The 17,437-nt window shown below is 70.4% G+C and carries 14 protein-coding genes; 4 read left to right on the top strand and 10 right to left on the bottom strand.

Annotation, left to right across the window (positions count from 1 at the left end; genetic code table 11):
• The 7 genes from D5S19_RS25960 to D5S19_RS25990 all read right to left on the bottom strand — a co-directional run bounded on the left by D5S19_RS25960 (nt 1) and on the right by D5S19_RS25990 (nt 9,403).
• Complete coding sequence (locus D5S19_RS25960) at nt 1–1,356, bottom strand: nitrate/nitrite transporter (RefSeq protein ID WP_120026000.1); 1,356 nt, start codon at nt 1,354–1,356, stop codon at nt 1–3.
• Between the two features lie 28 nt (nt 1,357–1,384).
• Nucleotides 1,385–2,800 (bottom strand): FAD-dependent oxidoreductase, encoded by a 1,416-nt coding sequence (locus D5S19_RS25965; protein WP_120026072.1) that lies wholly within the window; start codon nt 2,798–2,800, stop codon nt 1,385–1,387.
• Nucleotides 2,797–4,791 (bottom strand): molybdopterin oxidoreductase family protein, encoded by a 1,995-nt coding sequence (locus tag D5S19_RS25970; protein WP_199730714.1) that lies wholly within the window; start codon nt 4,789–4,791, stop codon nt 2,797–2,799. The genes D5S19_RS25965 and D5S19_RS25970 overlap by 4 nt, the downstream gene beginning before the upstream one ends.
• 165 nt (nt 4,792–4,956) lie before the next feature.
• The gene (locus D5S19_RS25975; RefSeq protein WP_120026002.1) at nt 4,957–5,754 is read right to left on the bottom strand and encodes a TIGR02569 family protein; all 798 of its coding nucleotides are present in this window, start codon (nt 5,752–5,754) and stop codon (nt 4,957–4,959) included.
• Between the two features lie 145 nt (nt 5,755–5,899).
• Nucleotides 5,900–7,081: an adenylyltransferase/sulfurtransferase MoeZ gene (gene moeZ, locus D5S19_RS25980; protein WP_120026073.1), complete on the bottom strand. Its 1,182-nt coding sequence runs from the start codon at nt 7,079–7,081 to the stop codon at nt 5,900–5,902.
• Nucleotides 7,082–7,210: 129 nt separating this feature from the next.
• Nucleotides 7,211–8,371, bottom strand: a complete 1,161-nt coding sequence (locus D5S19_RS25985; protein ID WP_120026074.1) for a DUF3152 domain-containing protein — start codon at nt 8,369–8,371, stop codon at nt 7,211–7,213.
• 81 nt (nt 8,372–8,452) lie between these two features.
• Entirely contained in the window at nt 8,453–9,403 is a 951-nt protein-coding gene (locus D5S19_RS25990) for an alpha/beta fold hydrolase (RefSeq protein ID WP_120026075.1), read from the bottom strand.
• A 158-nt stretch (nt 9,404–9,561) separates the two neighbouring features.
• On the opposite strand from D5S19_RS25990, the gene D5S19_RS25995 reads away from it, so the two are divergent.
• A complete protein-coding gene (locus D5S19_RS25995; RefSeq protein ID WP_120026003.1) occupies nt 9,562–10,188 on the top strand; it encodes a TetR/AcrR family transcriptional regulator in 627 nt (208 codons plus the stop codon).
• Nucleotides 10,189–10,403: 215 nt separating this feature from the next.
• On the opposite strand, the gene D5S19_RS26000 is transcribed toward D5S19_RS25995, so the two are convergent.
• Complete coding sequence (locus tag D5S19_RS26000; protein WP_120026004.1) at nt 10,404–11,315, bottom strand: alpha/beta fold hydrolase; 912 nt, start codon at nt 11,313–11,315, stop codon at nt 10,404–10,406.
• A 145-nt stretch (nt 11,316–11,460) separates the two neighbouring features.
• Between D5S19_RS26000 and D5S19_RS26005 the strand changes: the two genes are divergently transcribed.
• On the top strand, nt 11,461–12,219 hold the full coding sequence (locus D5S19_RS26005) for a TetR/AcrR family transcriptional regulator (protein ID WP_120026005.1): 759 nt from the start codon (nt 11,461–11,463) through the stop codon (nt 12,217–12,219).
• Nucleotides 12,220–12,492: 273 nt separating this feature from the next.
• Here the strand turns inward: D5S19_RS26005 and D5S19_RS26010 are convergent, their stop codons facing one another.
• Both D5S19_RS26010 and D5S19_RS26015 read right to left on the bottom strand, forming a co-directional pair.
• The gene (locus D5S19_RS26010) at nt 12,493–12,723 is read right to left on the bottom strand and encodes a DUF3107 domain-containing protein (protein ID WP_098511217.1); all 231 of its coding nucleotides are present in this window, start codon (nt 12,721–12,723) and stop codon (nt 12,493–12,495) included.
• Nucleotides 12,724–12,828: 105 nt separating this feature from the next.
• Complete coding sequence (locus D5S19_RS26015; RefSeq protein ID WP_199730707.1) at nt 12,829–13,500, bottom strand: ferritin-like fold-containing protein; 672 nt, start codon at nt 13,498–13,500, stop codon at nt 12,829–12,831.
• A 527-nt stretch (nt 13,501–14,027) separates the two neighbouring features.
• On the opposite strand from D5S19_RS26015, the gene D5S19_RS26020 reads away from it, so the two are divergent.
• Nucleotides 14,028–15,593, top strand: a complete 1,566-nt coding sequence (locus D5S19_RS26020) for a DEAD/DEAH box helicase (RefSeq protein WP_120026006.1) — start codon at nt 14,028–14,030, stop codon at nt 15,591–15,593.
• A 367-nt stretch (nt 15,594–15,960) separates the two neighbouring features.
• Nucleotides 15,961–17,427, top strand: coding sequence for an Rv3212 family protein (locus D5S19_RS26025; RefSeq protein ID WP_199730715.1), 1,467 nt, complete (start codon nt 15,961–15,963; stop codon nt 17,425–17,427).
• Nucleotides 17,428–17,437: the final 10 nt, after the last annotated feature.

Below are 17,437 nucleotides of genomic sequence, written 5' to 3' on the forward strand. Positions count from 1 at the left end.
TCAGACCTCCGCCCCGGCCAGCGCGATCCGGGCATCGGGCGCCGGCTTGCGCAGGTAGACCACCCAGGTCACGCCCACGCACACCGCGTAGAAGCCGAGGAACGCGAGGAATGCCGGCACCCCGCTGTGCGCGCTGGCGAACGACTGCCGGAACGCGAGGTTGATGAACAGCCCGCCGAGCGCGCCGAGGGCCCCGGCGAGGCCGATCAGCGCGCCGGACAACCGGCGTGCGTTGCGCAGCTCGCCCGCCTCGTCGGCGCCTCTCTCGATCGCTGACCGCGCCTTCACCTGGAAGATCGCCGGGATCATCTTGTAGGTCGAACCGTTGCCGATTCCCGTGAGTACAAAAAGGACAATGAACGCGACGGTGAACAGCGCAAGCGAGTTGGCCGACGACGCCAGCACCAGCACCACGGTGGCCAGCGCCATCGCGCCGAAAGTGGCGAAGGTGACCCGTGCCCCGCCGACCCGGTCCGAAAGCCGGCCACCGATCGGCCTGGACAGCGAACCCAGCAGCGGCCCGAGGAAGGTCACCGCCGCGGCCTGCAGTGGTGTCCGTCCGAACTGGTTCTGCAGCACCAGGCCGAACGCGAAGCTGTAACCGATGAACGAGCCGAAGGTGCCGATGTACAAAAAGGACATCACCCAGGTGTGTCCATTGCGGACCACCTCGCGCATGGCCTTGGTGTCCCCGCGAACGGTCGCGAGATTGTCCATGAACAACGCGGCGCACAGCGCGGCGAGCACGATCAGCGGAAGGTAGATGTAGAGCACGAGCCGGGGCACGGTCGCGCCGGCCAGCCCGATCACGAGCAACCCGACCAGCTGGATGACCGCCACGCCGAGATTGCCGCCACCGGCGTTGAGCCCGAGTGCCCAGCCCTTGTACCGCTCCGGGTAGAACGTGTTGATGTTCGCCATCGACGAGGCGAAGTTCCCGCCGCCGACCCCACCGAGCGCCGCCATCAGCAGAAAGGTGCCGAGCGAAGTCCCGGGATGCAGCACCACCGCGGTGAGCACGACCGGTACCAACAGCAGTACGGCGCTGATGATGGTCCAGTTGCGCCCACCGAACTTCGCCACCGCGAAGGTGTAGGGCAGCCGCATCAGCGCGCCGATCAGGGTCGGAGTGGACACCAGCAGGAACTTGTCCGCCGCGGAGAACCCGTAGGACGGCCCCATGAACAGCACGAGGACCGACCACAGTGTCCAGACGGAGAATCCGATGTGTTCGGCGAGCACGGAGAACCACAGGTTGCGCCGGGCGATCCGCTTCCCGGTCTCCGCCCAGAAGGTCTCGTCCTCGGGGTCCCAATGCTCGATCCAGCGGGCGCCCCGGTGGGCCGTGGTGGTCATGGCGTCCTCCTGTACAGACTGCAGGGACTCATTGCGCGGCCAGCCATTCGGCGACCGCGCCCACCGTGTCGCGGCAACTGCCGCAACCGGTGGTGGCACGGGTGGTGCGGGCCAGCGCCGCCGCGTCGGTCGCCCCGCCGCGCCAGGCTTCGATCAACCTGCCCTTGGTCACCGCGTTGCAGCGGCAGATCAGAGCCGACGACGGCAGTTCAGCGGGGCTTGTCGCATGAGGACTGCCCGCGGGCAGCGCACGACCGAGCAGCACGGCGAGCCGGTCTTCGGGCACCGGGATGCCGCGGTCGTGGAGCTGGGTCACGGTCGCAGCCGCATCCGGCAGGCCGAGCAGGATGGCGCCGGTCACCCGGTTCTCGTGGACGACCAGCTTTCCGTAGCGGCCACCGGCAGGATCGTCGACAGTGAGTACTTCCGCCTCGCCGGTCTCGTGCACCTCACCCAGCGCGGCGAGATCGATGTCCCGCGCTTTGAGCCGGGTGACCGCCGCAGTACCGCGATACCGCGCGGCCGGATCGGCGCCGGTGAGCAAATCGGCAAGTACCGCGGCCTGTTCCCACGCGGGCTGCACGAGTCCGGCCGGGGCACCTCGATGCTGCGCGCAGTCGCCGAGCGCGTGGATCCGGCCGACGCTGGTACACAGTAGATCGTCGACGAGGATTCCCCGATCCACAGCCAATCCCGCGGCACGGGCCAGCCCGGTCTCCGGCCGAACCCCGGTGGCGACGACCACCAGATCGGCCGGGACGAAACTGCCGTCGTCCAGCTTCAGCCCGTCGCCCGGCAGGTGCCGGGCGGCAGTCACCCCGAACCGGAAGCTCACGCCCAGCTGAGCGAGGCGACGGGCAAGGACCCTGCCGGCCGCCTCGTCGATCTGCCGTTCCATTACATGCGAACGGGGATGAACGACGGTGACGTTCGCACCCCGCCCGGCAAGGCCACGCGCAGCCTCCAGCCCGAGCAGCCCACCACCGAGGACCACCACCGGTGCACCGGGGCGAGCTGCGTCAAGAATTCGGGTGCAATCGTCCAGCGTACGGAACGCGACGACCTCCGGTCCGAGTTCGAGCCCCTCCACCGGCGGAATCCACGGCGTGGCGCCAGTGGCAAAAACCAAGGCATCGTAAGAGAAGGACTCCGCGGAAGTCTCCATGCGACGGTGCGCGTGGTCCACGCCGATCACCGGGCAACCCAGCCGCAAGTCGACCTTCGCGTGCTCGGCCCACGCTTCGTCATGCAGCCGCACGGTTTCCGGATGCATTCCCCCTGCGACCACAGTGGACAGTAAGACCCGGTTGTAGGCAGGATGCGGTTCGGCACCGAGCACGGTCAGCCGGACGCGCTCGGCGCCCGGGTCCCGGCGGCGGATCTCGTCCGCCAGCCGCGCACCGGCCATGCCGTACCCCACGATCACCACATGACGCGCGCTCACGCGTCCGCCTTCGCCAAGGAAACCGCGCACACCTTGAATTCCGGCATCCGGCTCGTCGGATCGAGCACCGGGTTGGTCAGCAGGTTCGCACGCGCCTTGCCGGGGAAGTGAAACGGCAGGAAAACCAGGTCCGGCCGCATCGACGCGACGCACCGCACGCGGGCGAAAGTCTCCCCGCGCCGCGACCGCACCACCGCGCGTTCCCCATCGGACAGTCCGGACCGCGCAGCGGTGTCCGGATGCACCTCCACGAAGACCTCGGGCACCACCACGTTCAGCTCCGGGATCCGGCGCGTCTGCGCGCCGGACTGATAATGCTGGAGCACCCGGCCGGTAGTGGCCTGCAGGGGAAACTCGGCGGACGGCGGCTCCGCCGGTCCACTGTGGTCGACGGCGGCGAACCTCGCCCGGCCGTCGGAATGAGCGAACCGGTCGAGGAACATCCGCGGGGTTCCGGCATGTTCCTCGGCGGGCACCGGCCAGTGCAAAGCTTCTCCCGAACGCAGCCGGGCGTAACTGATCCCGGAGTAGTCGGCGAGACCGCCCTTCGACGCGACACGCAACTCGTCGAACACCGTCTCGGCGTCAGCCGGGAAGCGCTCCGCAGGCTGCCCGAGACGAGAGGCCAGCCCGTGGATCAGCTCCAGATCGGTTCTCGCCCCGGGTGGCGGGTCGAGAGCTTTACACCGCAGCAGGATCCGGCCTTCGAGATTGGTGAGCGTGCCGTCCTCTTCAGCCCATTGCGTCACCGGGAACACCACGTCGGCCAGCGCCGCAGTCTCCGAAAGAACGAAGTCCGCCACCACCAGCAAGTCGAGAGTGGACAGTCGCTCCTGGACGGACGAAGCGCTGGGCGCGGATACCACGACGTTGCTGCCAAACACCAGCAACGCCTTCGGACCACCGTCGCGCCCCAGCGAGTCGAGCAACTCGACAGCCGAACGACCCGGTCCGGGCAGGCTTTCCGGCGCCACGCCCCAGACTCCGGCCACATGTGCACGCGCCACCGGGTCGTCGATCTTGCGATACCCGGGCAGTTGATCAGCTTTCTGCCCGTGCTCCCGTCCGCCCTGCCCGTTGCCCTGGCCGGTCAGACAGCCATACCCGGAACCACTTCGCCCCGGCAGTCCGAGCGAGAGTGCGAGATTGATCCAGGCGCCGACCGTGTCCGTCCCGGTGGCGTGCTGTTCGGCACCACGCGCAGTGAGTACGTAGGCATTCCCGGCACCGGCCAGCAGCTCGGCTGCGCGCCGCTGGTCCGCCGCCGCCACTCCGGTCACCCGCTCGACCCGCTCCGGCCACCAGGCCGCGGCGATCCGCCACGCCTCGTCGAATCCACCGGTTCGAGTATCCACATAGGACTTGTCGAGGTACCCCTCGGCGACTACGGCGTGCAGAATGCCCAGCGCCAGCGCAAGATCCGTGCCTGGCGCCGGAGCGAGGTGCAGGCTCGCCTGTTCGGCGGTGGGCGTGCGCCGCGGATCGACCACGATCAGGTCGGCGCCCCGCAAGTGCTGCAGGAACGGCGGCATCGTCTCGGCCGGATTCGCCCCGGCCAGCAGGACGACGTCCGCCCCGGCCAGATCGGTGACCGGGAACGGCAGCCCACGGTCGAGACCGAACGCTCGGATCCCGGCCGCGGCCGCCGACGACATGCAGAACCGGCCGTTGTAGTCGATGTTCGGCGTGCCGAGCGCCACCCGGGCGAACTTCCCCAGCAGGTAAGCCTTTTCGTTGGTGAGCCCGCCACCGCCGAACACCGCCACCGCACCGGCACCGTGCTCCCGGCGCAATCCGGCCAGCCGTCCGGCCACGAAGTCCAGCGCCTCGTCCCAGCCCACCGGACGCAGCACGCCGTCCCGGCGGAGCAACGGAGTTCGCAGCCGGTCCCCGGTACGCAACAGCTCACCGGCGGTCCAGCCCTTCTGGCACAGCCCGCCGGCGTTGACCGGGAAGGCACGCGGGCTGACACGGGTCCCGTCCAGGCGCATCCCGCACTGCAGCGCGCAATACGGGCAGTGCGTGTCGACGTGCGGCACGAGCGCTCCTCGGGGTCAGTGATGCCCCGACCGTAGGGAGGCCGTGTTACCCGGAAAGACGCCGAATGTTTCGTCGAGTTGACATCACCCGCCCTGCGCGCCCGATGCGCAGGTGAATCAGAGAATCGCGCTGACCTCACGGGACGCGGCCCGCAGGCCGTCCAGCGCGGAAACCGTGGAGCGCGGGTCGAGCGCGTGCGCGGCCAGCCGGAACAGCACCGCGCGCAACAGCAACTGCGGCCATTCGGGCAAATGCGCCCACCGTTCCAGCAGCGCACCCCTCGCCCCGCCCCAGGCGAGCGCGTCCACCGCGGCGATCGCCGCGCCCCATTCACCGGGCCGGTAATACGGAACGAAGTCGACGACGCCCGGCGCCGCGTCCCCGTCGAAGAGCAGCCCCGCAAGCAGTTCGCCGTGCGCGACCTGAGGCGGCAGCTTCACCTGCCGGCGAGCCGGCGCGAGGATCTCGAACCAGCGCCCGCCTTTGGCCTCCGGCAGTGGCCGGTCCTGTTCCTGCCAGGCGATCCGGTCGGCCACCGCGTGGAGATCGTCGCGCTCGGCAAGGAAATCCGGGCGGGGCAGCTCCGCGGTGGCGCGGTGCAACCGGACCGCGGCCAGTACCGTTTCCTCACAACGGTGCTCGGTCGCGCCCGCCACGTACCGCCAGGCCGACCAGCCACCGACGATCCACCGGCCGTCCAGCGACCGCACGGGTTTCGCGATCCGCAGCCCCGGATCCTCGGCGTAGTCCAGCGCTCGTGCCGTCCACAGCGCCCGGGACCGATCGCCGGCCGGCTTGAACACCAGGTCACCGCACCGCCAGGCCACGGAATCCGGGACCGGCACCACAGCGTCCGGCGCGCCGCCGAAAGCAGCGCGTACCCGCTCGGATGGCCGTTCGAGAGTCGAGCGCACGAGGGGTGACGGTACCCGGCCATACCCGCCGCCACGCCACAGACTCGCTGGCCGAGGCCACTTTGAGACCTACGAGCCCAAGGCTGTGAAGGGTCCCTTCACGGACTCAGCGTCCGTGAAGGGACCCTTCACAGCCGTCAAGACCTCAGTAGGTCGGCAGGCTCGGGTCGATCTGCCGGGCCCAGGCGAGGACCCCGCCGCCGAGGTGCGTGGCGTCCTTGAAACCGGCCGCGTGCAAGGCGGCGAGCGCTTCCGCGGACCGCGCGCCGGACTTGCAGTGCAGCACGATCGGCTTGTCCTGCGGCAATTCGGCCAAGGCCTCGCCGGAGAGGATGCGGTCCTTCGGGATCAGCGTGGCGCCCTTGATGTTCACGATCTCGTACTCGTGCGGCTCGCGGACGTCGATCAGCGCGAAATCGTCGCCCCGGTCGAACTTCGCCTTCAGTTCCGCCGGGGTGATCGTGCTGTCCGCCGCCGCCGAAGCCGCTTCCTCCGAGACCACACCGCAGAACGCCTCGTAGTCGATCAGCTCGGTGATCTTCGGCGTCTCCGGATCCTTGCGGATCTTCACCTCGCGGTAGCGCATCTCCAGCGCGTCGTAGCTGATCAGCCTGCCCAGCAACGGATCGCCGATCCCCGTGATCAGCTTGATCGCCTCGGTCACCATGATCGAGCCGATGGACGCGCACAGCACGCCCAGCACGCCGCCCTCGGCGCAGGAGGGCACCATGCCCGGCGGCGGCGGCTCCGGGTAGAGGTCGCGGTAGTTGAGGCCACGGCCGTTCGGCGCGTCCTCCCAGAACACGCTGACCTGGCCCTCGAACCGGAAGATGGAGCCCCACACGTACGGCTTGCCCAGCAGCACCGCGGCGTCGTTGACCAGGTACCGGGTGGCGAAGTTGTCCGTGCCGTCCAGGATCAGGTCGTACTGGGCGAAGATCTCCAGCGCGTTCGCCGACTCCAGCCGCTCGGTGTGCAGGTACACCTTGACGAACGGGTTGATCTCGGCGAGCGACTCCTGCGCCGAGGCAGCCTTGAGCTTGCCCACGTCGGACTGGCCGTGGATCACCTGGCGCTGCAGGTTCGACTCGTCGACCACGTCGAAATCGATGATGCCCAGCGAGCCCACCCCCGCCGCGGCGAGGTAGAGCAGCGCCGGGCTGCCCAGCCCACCGGCCCCGATCACCAGGACCTTCGCGTTCTTCAGCCGCTTCTGCCCGACCACCCCGACATCCGGGATGATCAGGTGCCTGCTGTACCGGGCCACCTCTTCCTTGGTGAGCTCGGCAGCCGGCTCCACCAGCGGGGGCAGTGCCGTGTCTGACATCGGGTCCTCCAGCCTCGCGCGGATCGCGTAGTCGATCCCAGTATCCACAACGCCGGCGGGCAAGCCCGGCTTCCCGGCGTCCGCATACTGGGACGACGGTTGCTTTGTGCCGGAACTTACGGTGCGGGACTACTGCGCGGGTGGCGTGGGGTTCGGCCACGCGTTCGGCTTGCACACCCGGTGGTCGGCGGCGACCTTGCCCTTGTCGCCGCCCGGGATGTTGTTCAGCTTCGCCACGTAATCGTCGGCGACACCGAAGGACTGCTGCATCATCACCGGCGCTGGCTGGTCGTTGCCAGGGCAGCCGACGTGCTGGTTGCCCAGCGCGTGCCCGACCTCGTGGTTGATCGCGTACTGCCGGTAGCCGGTCATGTCCGCGCCGTAGGCCTTCGCGCCGCGCACCCAGCGGGCCAGGTTGATCAGCACCCGGTCCATGCTGGAGCGGTAGCAGGAGGCCTCGAACTTGATCTGGAACCCGCAGGCGTCCGGCCGGTGCGTGGTGTTCGGCGTGGTGAGGCTCACCCGGAAACTCGGGTTCGGATAACTGGAGTCGACCCGCTGCAGCCGCAGCTTGCCGTTCCAGGTCCAGCTCCGCGGATCGGACAGGATGCCGGTCACCGCGGTGGCGAAACTGTCGTCCCCGGCGTAGCTGGCGGGATCGATACCGTCCTCGACCTCGACGGTGTAGGTGAACAGCTTGCCGGACTTGCCGATCACGTCACCGGAACCGGGCACCACGTGCCAGGTGCCCTTGCCCTCTTCGGTGAACGGCCCGCCGGTCGGCAGATCCGCGGTGGGCACGTTCAGGTTCACCGGCTGCGCCGGGTTCTCCGGGAAGCCGCCACCGCTGTCGATGGCCCCCGCCGTGGCCACGCCGACCGGGGCCTCCCCGGACGCGGTACTGCTGCCGGTCTCGGCCGGGCTGCCCGCCGTGTTCACCAGCACCAGCACGGTGATCACGACGAGCACCGGCAGGGCGTACACCCGCCAGCCGTAGGTCTGCACGAACCGGGCGATCCCGGACTTCTTCGCCGGACGCTTACGCCGCGCCGGGCGATCCTCCTCGTCGTGCGGCTGCCATGAGGCTGTCAGCGGTTCCGCGCTGGTCCGGCGCGAACCGGGCCGGTAACGATCTTCGCCGACCCGCTGGGCGGGCCGTTTGCTGGGCCGGAACTGGCCGACCCGCGGCGATCCGGTGTCGGTGAGCGAGGAATCCCTGGCCGGGGAGCGACGGGACGGCCCACCGGCCGAAGCCCGCCGGTCCTGCGCATCCTGTCTCAGCCGGTCCACCGCCTCAGGGTGCCACACCCGGGGCACGCTCCCGGCGGCGACACCGCGCGCATCCGGTGGACCGGCCGCCGCCGGACCGGGTCACCAGTCGCCCTGCCCGGCGCCCTCCCACAGCCCCAGCACCGCCCTGGCCACCACGTTCGGTCGTTCCATCTGCGCGACGTGCCCGGTCCTCGGCAGCACCAGCAGGCGGGCGTTCGGCAGCAGCCGGGCGGTCCGCTCGGCCCGCCGCACCGAGATCACTCGATCGTGCAGCCCCCAGATCACCAGCGACGGCACCCGCACCCGGGTCGCGATCGACCACAGCGAGTCCTCGCCGAACGCGGTCCACTGCCGGAAGATGCCGAACGTGCTGCGTTCCATCGCCTGTGCGGCCCAGGCGAACCCGGCCCGTGCACTGTGCTCCACGGTCAGCTCGTCGAGCCGCTGCTCGGGAAAACGCGCCGGATCGTCGAAGCACAGCGCGATCACCTGCGCGGCCCGCTCCCGCGCGGTCAGCCCGGCCATCCGGCGGCGCACCCCGGCGCCGACCACCGGCAGGTAGGCCAGCGCCATCAGCGGATCGGACAGCCTGCGCGGGTCCGGCCGGCGGTCCGGCATCGCGGGCGAGATAAGGGTGAGCGTCTTGACCAGCTCCGGCCGCCGGGCGGCGACCATCATCGCGATCGCGCCGCCCATCGAGTTGCCCAGCAGGTGCACCGGCCCGGCGCCCAGCCCGGCGACGTAGCGGGCCACCACCTCGGCGTGGTCGGCGAGGCGGAAGCCGAAGTCCGGCTCGGGTTCGGAGAAGCCGAATCCGGGCAGGTCCAGCGCCCGGCCCGCCGCCGCCGGCGACAGCAGCGCGGCGAGGTCGGTCCAATTGGTGGACGAACCGCCGAGCCCGTGCACGTACACCGCGGTACTGCCGTCCATGCCGGGAGTGCGCCGCACGTGCAGGGTGGTCCCGCCGTCCCGTTCGAGGCCGCCGGGCCACGGTGGCAACGCCGGGTCGAGCGGCGGCAGGGGCGTGGTCGACAATGGCACCCGGGTCATCGGCGGGCGCAGGGCCGCGGCCGGGGTGCCGGAAGACGTGGTCGTCACCTCTCCAGCATGCCCTACCCGTGGCAATCCGGGCGTACCGGCGAGTAATGTCGGCTGCGCTTCATGCGGTGGCGACCCCGCAGGTGGCGGCCGTTGAACGGGAGGAAAGCATGACGGAGATCGCGCGACTGCAAGGACGGGGCGTGCGGTTGCCCCGTACCGAACGCCGCGCCCAGCTGCTCACCGCCGCGCAGCGGGTCTTCGCCGAGAACGGGTACCACGCGGCCGCGATGGACGAGATCGCGGAACAGGCAGGGGTCAGCAAGCCTGTGCTCTACCAGCACTTCCCCGGGAAGCTGGACCTCTACATCGCGCTGCTGGAGAGCCACGTCGAGGACCTGGTCTCCCGGGTGCAGGACGCGCTGGACTCCACCACCGACAACCGCCAGCGGGTGCCGGCCACGGTGGGCGCGTTCTTCGACTTCGTGAGCAACGACGCGGGCGCCTTCCGGATGGTCTTCGAATCGGACCTGCGCGGCGAACCGTCCGTGCAGGAGGCGGTGGACCGGGCCACCTCGGCCAGCGTCGAGGCGATCACCGAGACCATCACCTCCGACGCCGGCCTGGACGAGGCCAAGGCCCGCCTGCTCGCCGTCGGGCTGGTCGGCATGAGCCAGGTGAGCGCGCGGTATTGGCTGCAGCACAACCAGGCGATGAGCCGCGAGGAAGCAGTGGACCTGACCGCCAACCTCGCCTGGCGGGGCATCGGCGGCGGTTTCCCGCTCAAGGACGGCTGATGGGGTTGCCGGTCGTCGCGCTCCCCGGGCAACGACCGGCTCGCCGCCGCGCTGCCCGGCAGCCTCGATGACCGCGCCCGTTCCGTCGACACCGCGCGGCGCCTGGCCGAGCGCGAACTGACCACAGTGGACACACCACGTCCAGAGCACTGCCCAGCTGCAAGGTGACCGCTCCGCGCCCGTCGGCCGAAGCGGTCACCCTCCCCCTGCCTACTTCAGTGCGCGGCCGCTGCGCGAAGCAGCGCATCGATTCGCACAGCCACCTCCCCCGCACGCTCCTGCGGCAGCATGTGCCCCGCCCCCGGGTAGCGGACGAACTCGGCGTCCGGTAGCTCGTCGGCGATGACTTTCGCGTGCGGCAGCGGGCAAAGCCGGTCCTTCTCCCCGGCCAGCACCACCGCGGGCGTGCCGCGCAGGGTCGCGAGCGCGACCTTCCGGTCGTGGATGGAGATCGCGTCCTGGAACTCGCCGAGGCTCGCTGGATGCGCACACAACAACTGGTCGGCAACGGTTTGCACGTCGGCTCGGCGCGGGCGATCGCCGAACACCAGAAACCGGGCGCCGGAACGGACCATGGCCGGGCTCAGCGGCAGCCGATCGCCCTTGCGGTGCGCCAGCGCCTTCGCCAGCCGCCGCTCGAACCGTGCGGAGAGTTGCCCGGCCATCCCGGGCAAGCCCAGCGTGATCTGGTCCATCTGCCGGGACGAGGTCGCGACGAACGCGACCCCGGCCACCCGGCGCTCGACCAGCTCCGGATGCCGTTCGGCCAGCGCCATCACGGTCATCCCGCCCATCGAATGCCCGGCCAGCACCAGCGGACCCCGCGGAACCCGGTCCGCGATCAGCTCGGCGAGATCGTCGGCGAGACGCGGGATGGTCGCCGTTCCGCCGAGCGCGGGCGCCGAACCGCCGTGTCCGCGCAGGTCATAGCGCAGCGTCCGGACGCCGGCGCCGAGCCGCTCGACCACCCCGTCCCAGGTGCGGTGATCCTGCGTCCAGCCGTGCACGAGCACCAGGGTCGGCTCGGCGTCGGCCGGACCGCTGATCCCGAAGTGCAGCGCGCAGCCGTCACTGGTCACGAAGCGGTGCGCACGGGCCGGGTCCCGCCGCTCGGCAATGGTGCTCACACGGCCTCCGAAAGCAGAAAAGGCTTACGCCAGAACGGCATTCCAGGTCCACCTACCAAACCGGACTCCCGCGCCTGACCCGCCGTCGCCACCCGGTGGCGTTCCGATAAACCTGCAACTCCTGGTAACAGTTACTTCTGGTAGCATGACTGTCGTGATCGACCGTGTCAAGCGCACCGGCAAGCAGTCCAGCCCGGCGAAGAACGCGGACGCCCCCACCGGGGACGCCCGCCGGGACCGCTGGCGCAAGCACCGGATCGCGCGGCGCGCGGAGTTCGTCGAAGCGGCCCTGCGGGCGCTGGACACCCATGGTCCCGACCTCGGCATGGAGGACGTGGCGGCCGAGGCAGGCGTCACCAAACCCGTGCTGTACCGGCATTTCGAGGACAAGGCCGACCTGTACCTCGCGCTCGGGCAGCGCGGCACGGAGATCCTCTTCCAGCGGCTGATCCCGGCGATCAACGCAGAACTCGCGCCGGTACCGCGGATCCGGATGGCGCTCGACGCGTTCTTCACCGTGATCGAGGAGCACCCGAACCTCTACCGCCTGCTCGCCCGCGGCGGGCTGCAGGAGAAGGTGGCCTCCGACGTCGTGGCCGAGGACAAGGAGGTCATCGCGACCGCGCTGACCGCGCTGCTCGGCGACTACATGCGCATGTTCACGATGGACTCCGGCGCGGCCGAACCGTGGGCACACGGCATCGTCGGCATGGTGCAGAACGTCGGCGAATGGTGGCTGGACCGCCGTTCGATGAGCCGGGACGCGGTGGTCGAATACCTCACCCAGATCCTCTGGGCCGCGATCGACGGGCTCACCCGGCAGCAGGGCGTGGTGATCGATCCGGACCTGCCACTCGAAGTGAACAAAGTCGTCCAGCTCGAACGCGCAAAGGACGCCGGCTGAGGACGGCTATCCCCGTCCCGGCCCGAATGCCGTGAAGGGAACCTTCACGGACGCTGAGTCCAGGGTTCCGGCAAAGTCGGTGTAGAGGTCCGTGAAGGGACCCTTCACGGACTCTGAGTCTGTGAAGGGACCCTTCACAGACCCAAAACCGGTCCGGCGCACGCCACGAGGTGGTCGCACACACCTCCGCATCGCCCACTGCCGGGTCCCCGACCAACTTTGCCGACACCCTGGACTCTGAGTCCGTGAAGGTGCCCTTCACAGCGTTGGTGCTCAGTCGCTGACGCCGAACCCGACCTTGCGCACGTCGGACGGCGCGATCTCGACGTAGGCGATCCGGTCGACCGGGACGAGGTACTTGCGTCCCTTGTCGTCGTCGAGGCGGAAGAGCTTCTCCCCGCCCGCCCACGCTTCGGCGACCAGCTTCTCCACCTCGTCGGGAGTCTGGCCACTGGACACCACCAGCTCGCGCGGTGTGTCCTTGATGCCGATCTTGACCTCCACGTGGGACCTCCGCTGGAAATTCGTTGTGGTTACGCCCGGCAAGGCTAGCCGAAGCACCCCGGCGCGGTGGCGCGCGATCAGGGGATGGCCCGTTCGCACCGGCATTCAGCCCAGCCCGAGCGCCTGCATGCGCTTGGTGTGCCGTTGTTGTAACCGGCGGAACAGCGCGCCGATTCCCGACAGGTCGCCGGATCCGGCGATGATCAGCTCGGCCAGCCCGTCGCGTTCGGCCACCACGTACTGGGCCTGGGTGATCGCCTCGCCGAGCAGCCTGCGGCCCCACAGCGCGAGCTTGTCCCGCGCCTTCGGATCGGCCTGGATGCCGGCCGCGACCTCACGCTCGGCGAACGCGGAATGCCCGGTGTCGGCGAGCACGGTGAGGACGAGTTCCTTGGTCTCCGGATCCAGCCAGCTGGCGATCTCGCGGTAGAGATCGGCTGCCAGCCCGTCCCCGACGTAGGCCTTGACCAGCGATTCCAGCCAGGAGTTCGGCGGGGTCGAGTCGTGCCACGCGTCCACCTGCGCGACGAACGGCGTCATCGCGTCCGACACCGCGACCCCGTGCGCGGACAGGTGCGCCGAGAGCAGGTCGAAGTGCCCGATCTCGGCCGCGGCCATCGAAGCCAGCGCGGCGCGGCCGGTCAGGGTCGGAGCGCCGCGGGCGTCCTCGGCCATCCGGTCGAAGGCGGACAGTTCGAGGTAGGCGATCACGCCGAGCAGGTCGACGACGCCTTCGCTGATTTCGGGGAGCTCAGTGCGCTCCGAGGGCTCGGTCACGGCGACGAGGGTATCGCCGAACCGCAGGCCGGTGCCGGGAAGAGACCGATGCCACCGCCCCCGCTCGCGCCCGGTACTGTCAAAAAACTCCTGACCAGCTACACTGCGCACAGATGGACAATGCTTCCCCTGCTCCGGAGTACTGAATGCACCGGGGCGGCGGGGAACCCGGCGGACGATCGGCGCCCACGAGGGGTGGCCGGAGTTCGTCACACAGTGTGCGTGCACGCCTCCCAGCGGCATTCCCGGGAGGGCGGTTGCGCCGCCACCGGTCTCCCTTCGCCGAGACCCAGGTCTTTCCGAAGGCCACGGTCCTCGCGAAGGCCACGGTGTGCCGGCGCGGACCAGGCCCCCGGTCGAGTGTCGAGTGACAACCGGCCTGTGCACGCTGGTCACGAGAGAGGCGATCAGTCCTGAGTACAGAACAGACCACAACCGAAGAGTCCACCGCCGCGGTCGCACTCGAGCACAGCGAGTCCGGCCCGGCCACGATCGACACCTCGCATCCGCTGCAGGCGGGCGCCCCGGTGACCGAGGAGTCCCCCGCGTTCGCCGACTTCGGCGTGAAGCCGGAGATCGTGCGCGCGCTGGCCGAGGCCGGCATCGAGCGCACCTTCGCGATCCAGGCGCTGACCCTGCCGCTGGCCATGGCCGGCGACGACGTGATCGGCCAGGCCCGCACCGGGATGGGCAAGACGCTCGGGTTCGGCGTCCCGCTGCTGCACCGGGTGCAGGTGCCCGGCGACGGCACCCCGCAGGTGCTCGTCGTGGTGCCGACTCGCGAGCTGTGCATCCAGGTGGCCAACGACCTCAAGGGCGCGGGCAAGCACCTGCGCATCCGCACCCTGGCGATCTACGGCGGCCGGCCGTACGAGCCGCAGATCGAGGCCCTGCGCAAGGGCGTCGACGTGGTGATCGGCACCCCCGGCCGGCTGCTCGACCTGGCCGAGCAGCAGCATCTGGTGCTGGGCAAGGTCCGCGGGCTGGTGCTGGACGAGGCCGACGAGATGCTCGACCTCGGCTTCCTGCCCGACATCGAGCGGATCCTGCGGATGGTCCCGGACGAGCGGCAGACCATGCTGTTCTCCGCCACCATGCCCGGTCCGATCATCACCCTGGCCCGCACGTTCCTGAACCAGCCCACGCACATCCGGGCCGAGGAGAACGACGCCGGCGCGATCCACGAGCGCACCGCCCAGTTCGTCTACCGGGCGCACTCGATGGACAAGCCGGAGCTGATCGCCCGGGCGCTGCAGGCCGAGGGCCGCGGGCTCACGATGATCTTCAGCCGCACCAAGCGCACCGCGCAGAAGGTGGCCGACGAGCTGGTGGAGCGCGGTTTCGCGGCCGCCGCCGTGCACGGCGATCTCGGCCAGGGCGCGCGCGAGCAGGCGCTGCGGGCGTTCCGCTCGGGCAAGGTGGACGTGCTGGTGGCCACCGACGTGGCCGCGCGCGGCATCGACATCGACGACGTCACGCACGTGATCAACTACCAGTGCCCGGACGACGAGAAGACCTACGTGCACCGGATAGGCCGGACCGGCCGGGCGGGCCGCACCGGCGTCGCGATCACCCTCGTCGACTGGGACGAGGAGCCGCGCTGGAAGCTGATCTCCGACACCCTCGGCCTGGACAAGCCGGAGCCGGTGGAGACGTATTCCTCGTCCCCGCACCTGTTCTCCGACCTGGGTATTCCGGTGGGCACCAAGGGCAGGCTCCCGCTGGCGAAGCGGACCCGCGCCGGCCTGGCCGCCGAGGAGGAAGAGGACCTGGGCGGCAAGGGCCGCGGCCGCGGTCCGGCCGCCACGGAGGACGCCCCGCGCAAACGCAACCGCGCCCCCCGCAAGCGGACCCGCGGCGCCCGCACAGCCGAGGCCCCGTCCACGGAGCAGGCAGCCGAGCAACCCGCCACGGAGGACCGCCCGTCCCGAGGCCGCCGCCGCACCCGGGCCGGCGCGGACCCCACCGGCCCGGCAGGTTCGGCCACCCCGGCCACCACCGAGTCCGGCGAACCCCCCGCCGAACGCCCGGCCCGCCGGCGCCGTCGCCGCCGCCCGTCCACGACATCTGATACACCTGCGTCGGCAGACTGAGAAACCACCGCACGCGGGGAGCCAGAACACGGTGAACGACCACGGGGACGACACCGGCCGCCCGGCACCGTCCGAGCCCGGATCGACCGCAGCGGACGCCCCGCACAACCCGGACCTTCCCCCCGCGCCGGACTCGGCGGGGGGCCCGGGGTCCGGTACGGCTTCCGCCGGGGATGGTGCCGGGGTGGCGGGGCCGGTCGGGTCGGAGCGCGGTCCGGTTGGTCCGGCGGATCCGGATGGTGCCGAACCAGCCAGCCCTGCCGAACCGGCCAGCCCTGCCACATCGCCCAGCCCTGCCGTACCAGCCGACTCTGCCGCATCATCCGACCCTGCCGCACCGGCCACACCACCGGACGCCACCGCACCAATCACCACACCAGAACCAGCCACCCCCCACAGCCCCACCGATCCCACGTCCCCGGCCGACACAGCACCGGATTCCGCAGCCGAACCGGCGGGCAACGGCATCCCCCAATCCGCCGCCGATGCGCTGGCCACGCCAGGCGAGACCACGGCCGTCTCCCATGGACGGCATGCAGCCGACCGGCTCGGCGGGAAGTCCTCGCATCGGGTGGGTTCCGGTCGTCTCCGCACCCCGCCGGGGGCTCCGCCGGGAAGGGCGCGGCGGTCGCCGTGGAATCGGCGGCGGGATTGGGTGGTCGTGGCGGGGATCGCGGTGCTCGTGGCGGTCCTGTCGACGATCGTGGCGGTCAAGAGCGACAATCTGCACACCAGCCGCGCGCTCGCGGACCCGGCTCCGGCCCTGCCCGCCGCGCCGGACGCGGTGCCCGGCTCGATGACGCAGCTGTGGCAGGCACCGAGCGCCGCGACGCCGGAGCCGATCGGCCAAGCCGACACGGTGACCACCGCCAACGGCGGCGAAGTGGCCGGGCGGGACCCGCGCACGGGACAGATTCGCTGGCACTACACCAGGGAAAACCTCCAACTGTGCACTGTGGACACTGCGTGGGGCCGGATCAACGCGGTCTACCACAAGTCCATGGGCTGCAGCGAGGTCACCCAGCTCGACCCGGCGACCGGCCGGATCACCGCGCAGCGCAACGGCGACGCGGAACTCGGCACGCGGCTGGTCAGCGACGGCACGCACGTCACCACGACCGGCAAGCATCTGCTCGACACCTGGCGCGACGATCTGGTGAAGAGCATGGAGTACGGCAAGGTCCCGTTTCTCCAGAACCCGAACAAGCAGCCCCGCACGGGCTGTACCTACGGCACGGTCGCCGCGGCCGCGGAGAAAATCGGCGTGATCGAACGCTGTCCCGGCGATCCGCGCGACCGGCTCACCGTCTACCGCGCGACCGCCGAGCACGAGGACGAGCCGCAGGTCGTGTTCAGCACCGTGCTGCCGGGTTCGCGCGCGCGCGTGATCGCGATGTCCGGCGATCTGACCGCGGTGCTGCTCCCGGACCAGAAGCAGCTGGTCACGTTCGCCGGTGACGGTACCGAGAAAACCGCCTACCCGATGGACCTTCCGGCCGGCGACCTCGCCGGCGACCCGGCCGGCGGCACCGAACAGATCAGCCGCACCGCGAGTGCCGTCTACTGGTTCACCGGCACGAAGACCGTCGCGCTCTCCCGTGACACGCTCGCGCCCCGCTGGATCCTCGAAAGCGCGCTCGGCCCCGGCGGTATTTTCGCGAACCAGCTGGTGATCCCGATCCGCGACGGACTGGCCGTACTCGACGAGACCACCGGCGCCACCCTCCGCACCGTCGGCGTCGACCGGCACGGCTATTCAGGCCCGGTCCGGCTCACCGCGCTGGGCCCGATCCTGCTCGAACAACGCGGCCCGACGGTCGCCGCCCTGCGCTGACCGGCGCCGC

The organism is Amycolatopsis panacis (assembly GCF_003600245.1).
Lineage (GTDB): Bacteria > Actinomycetota > Actinomycetes > Mycobacteriales > Pseudonocardiaceae > Amycolatopsis > Amycolatopsis sulphurea.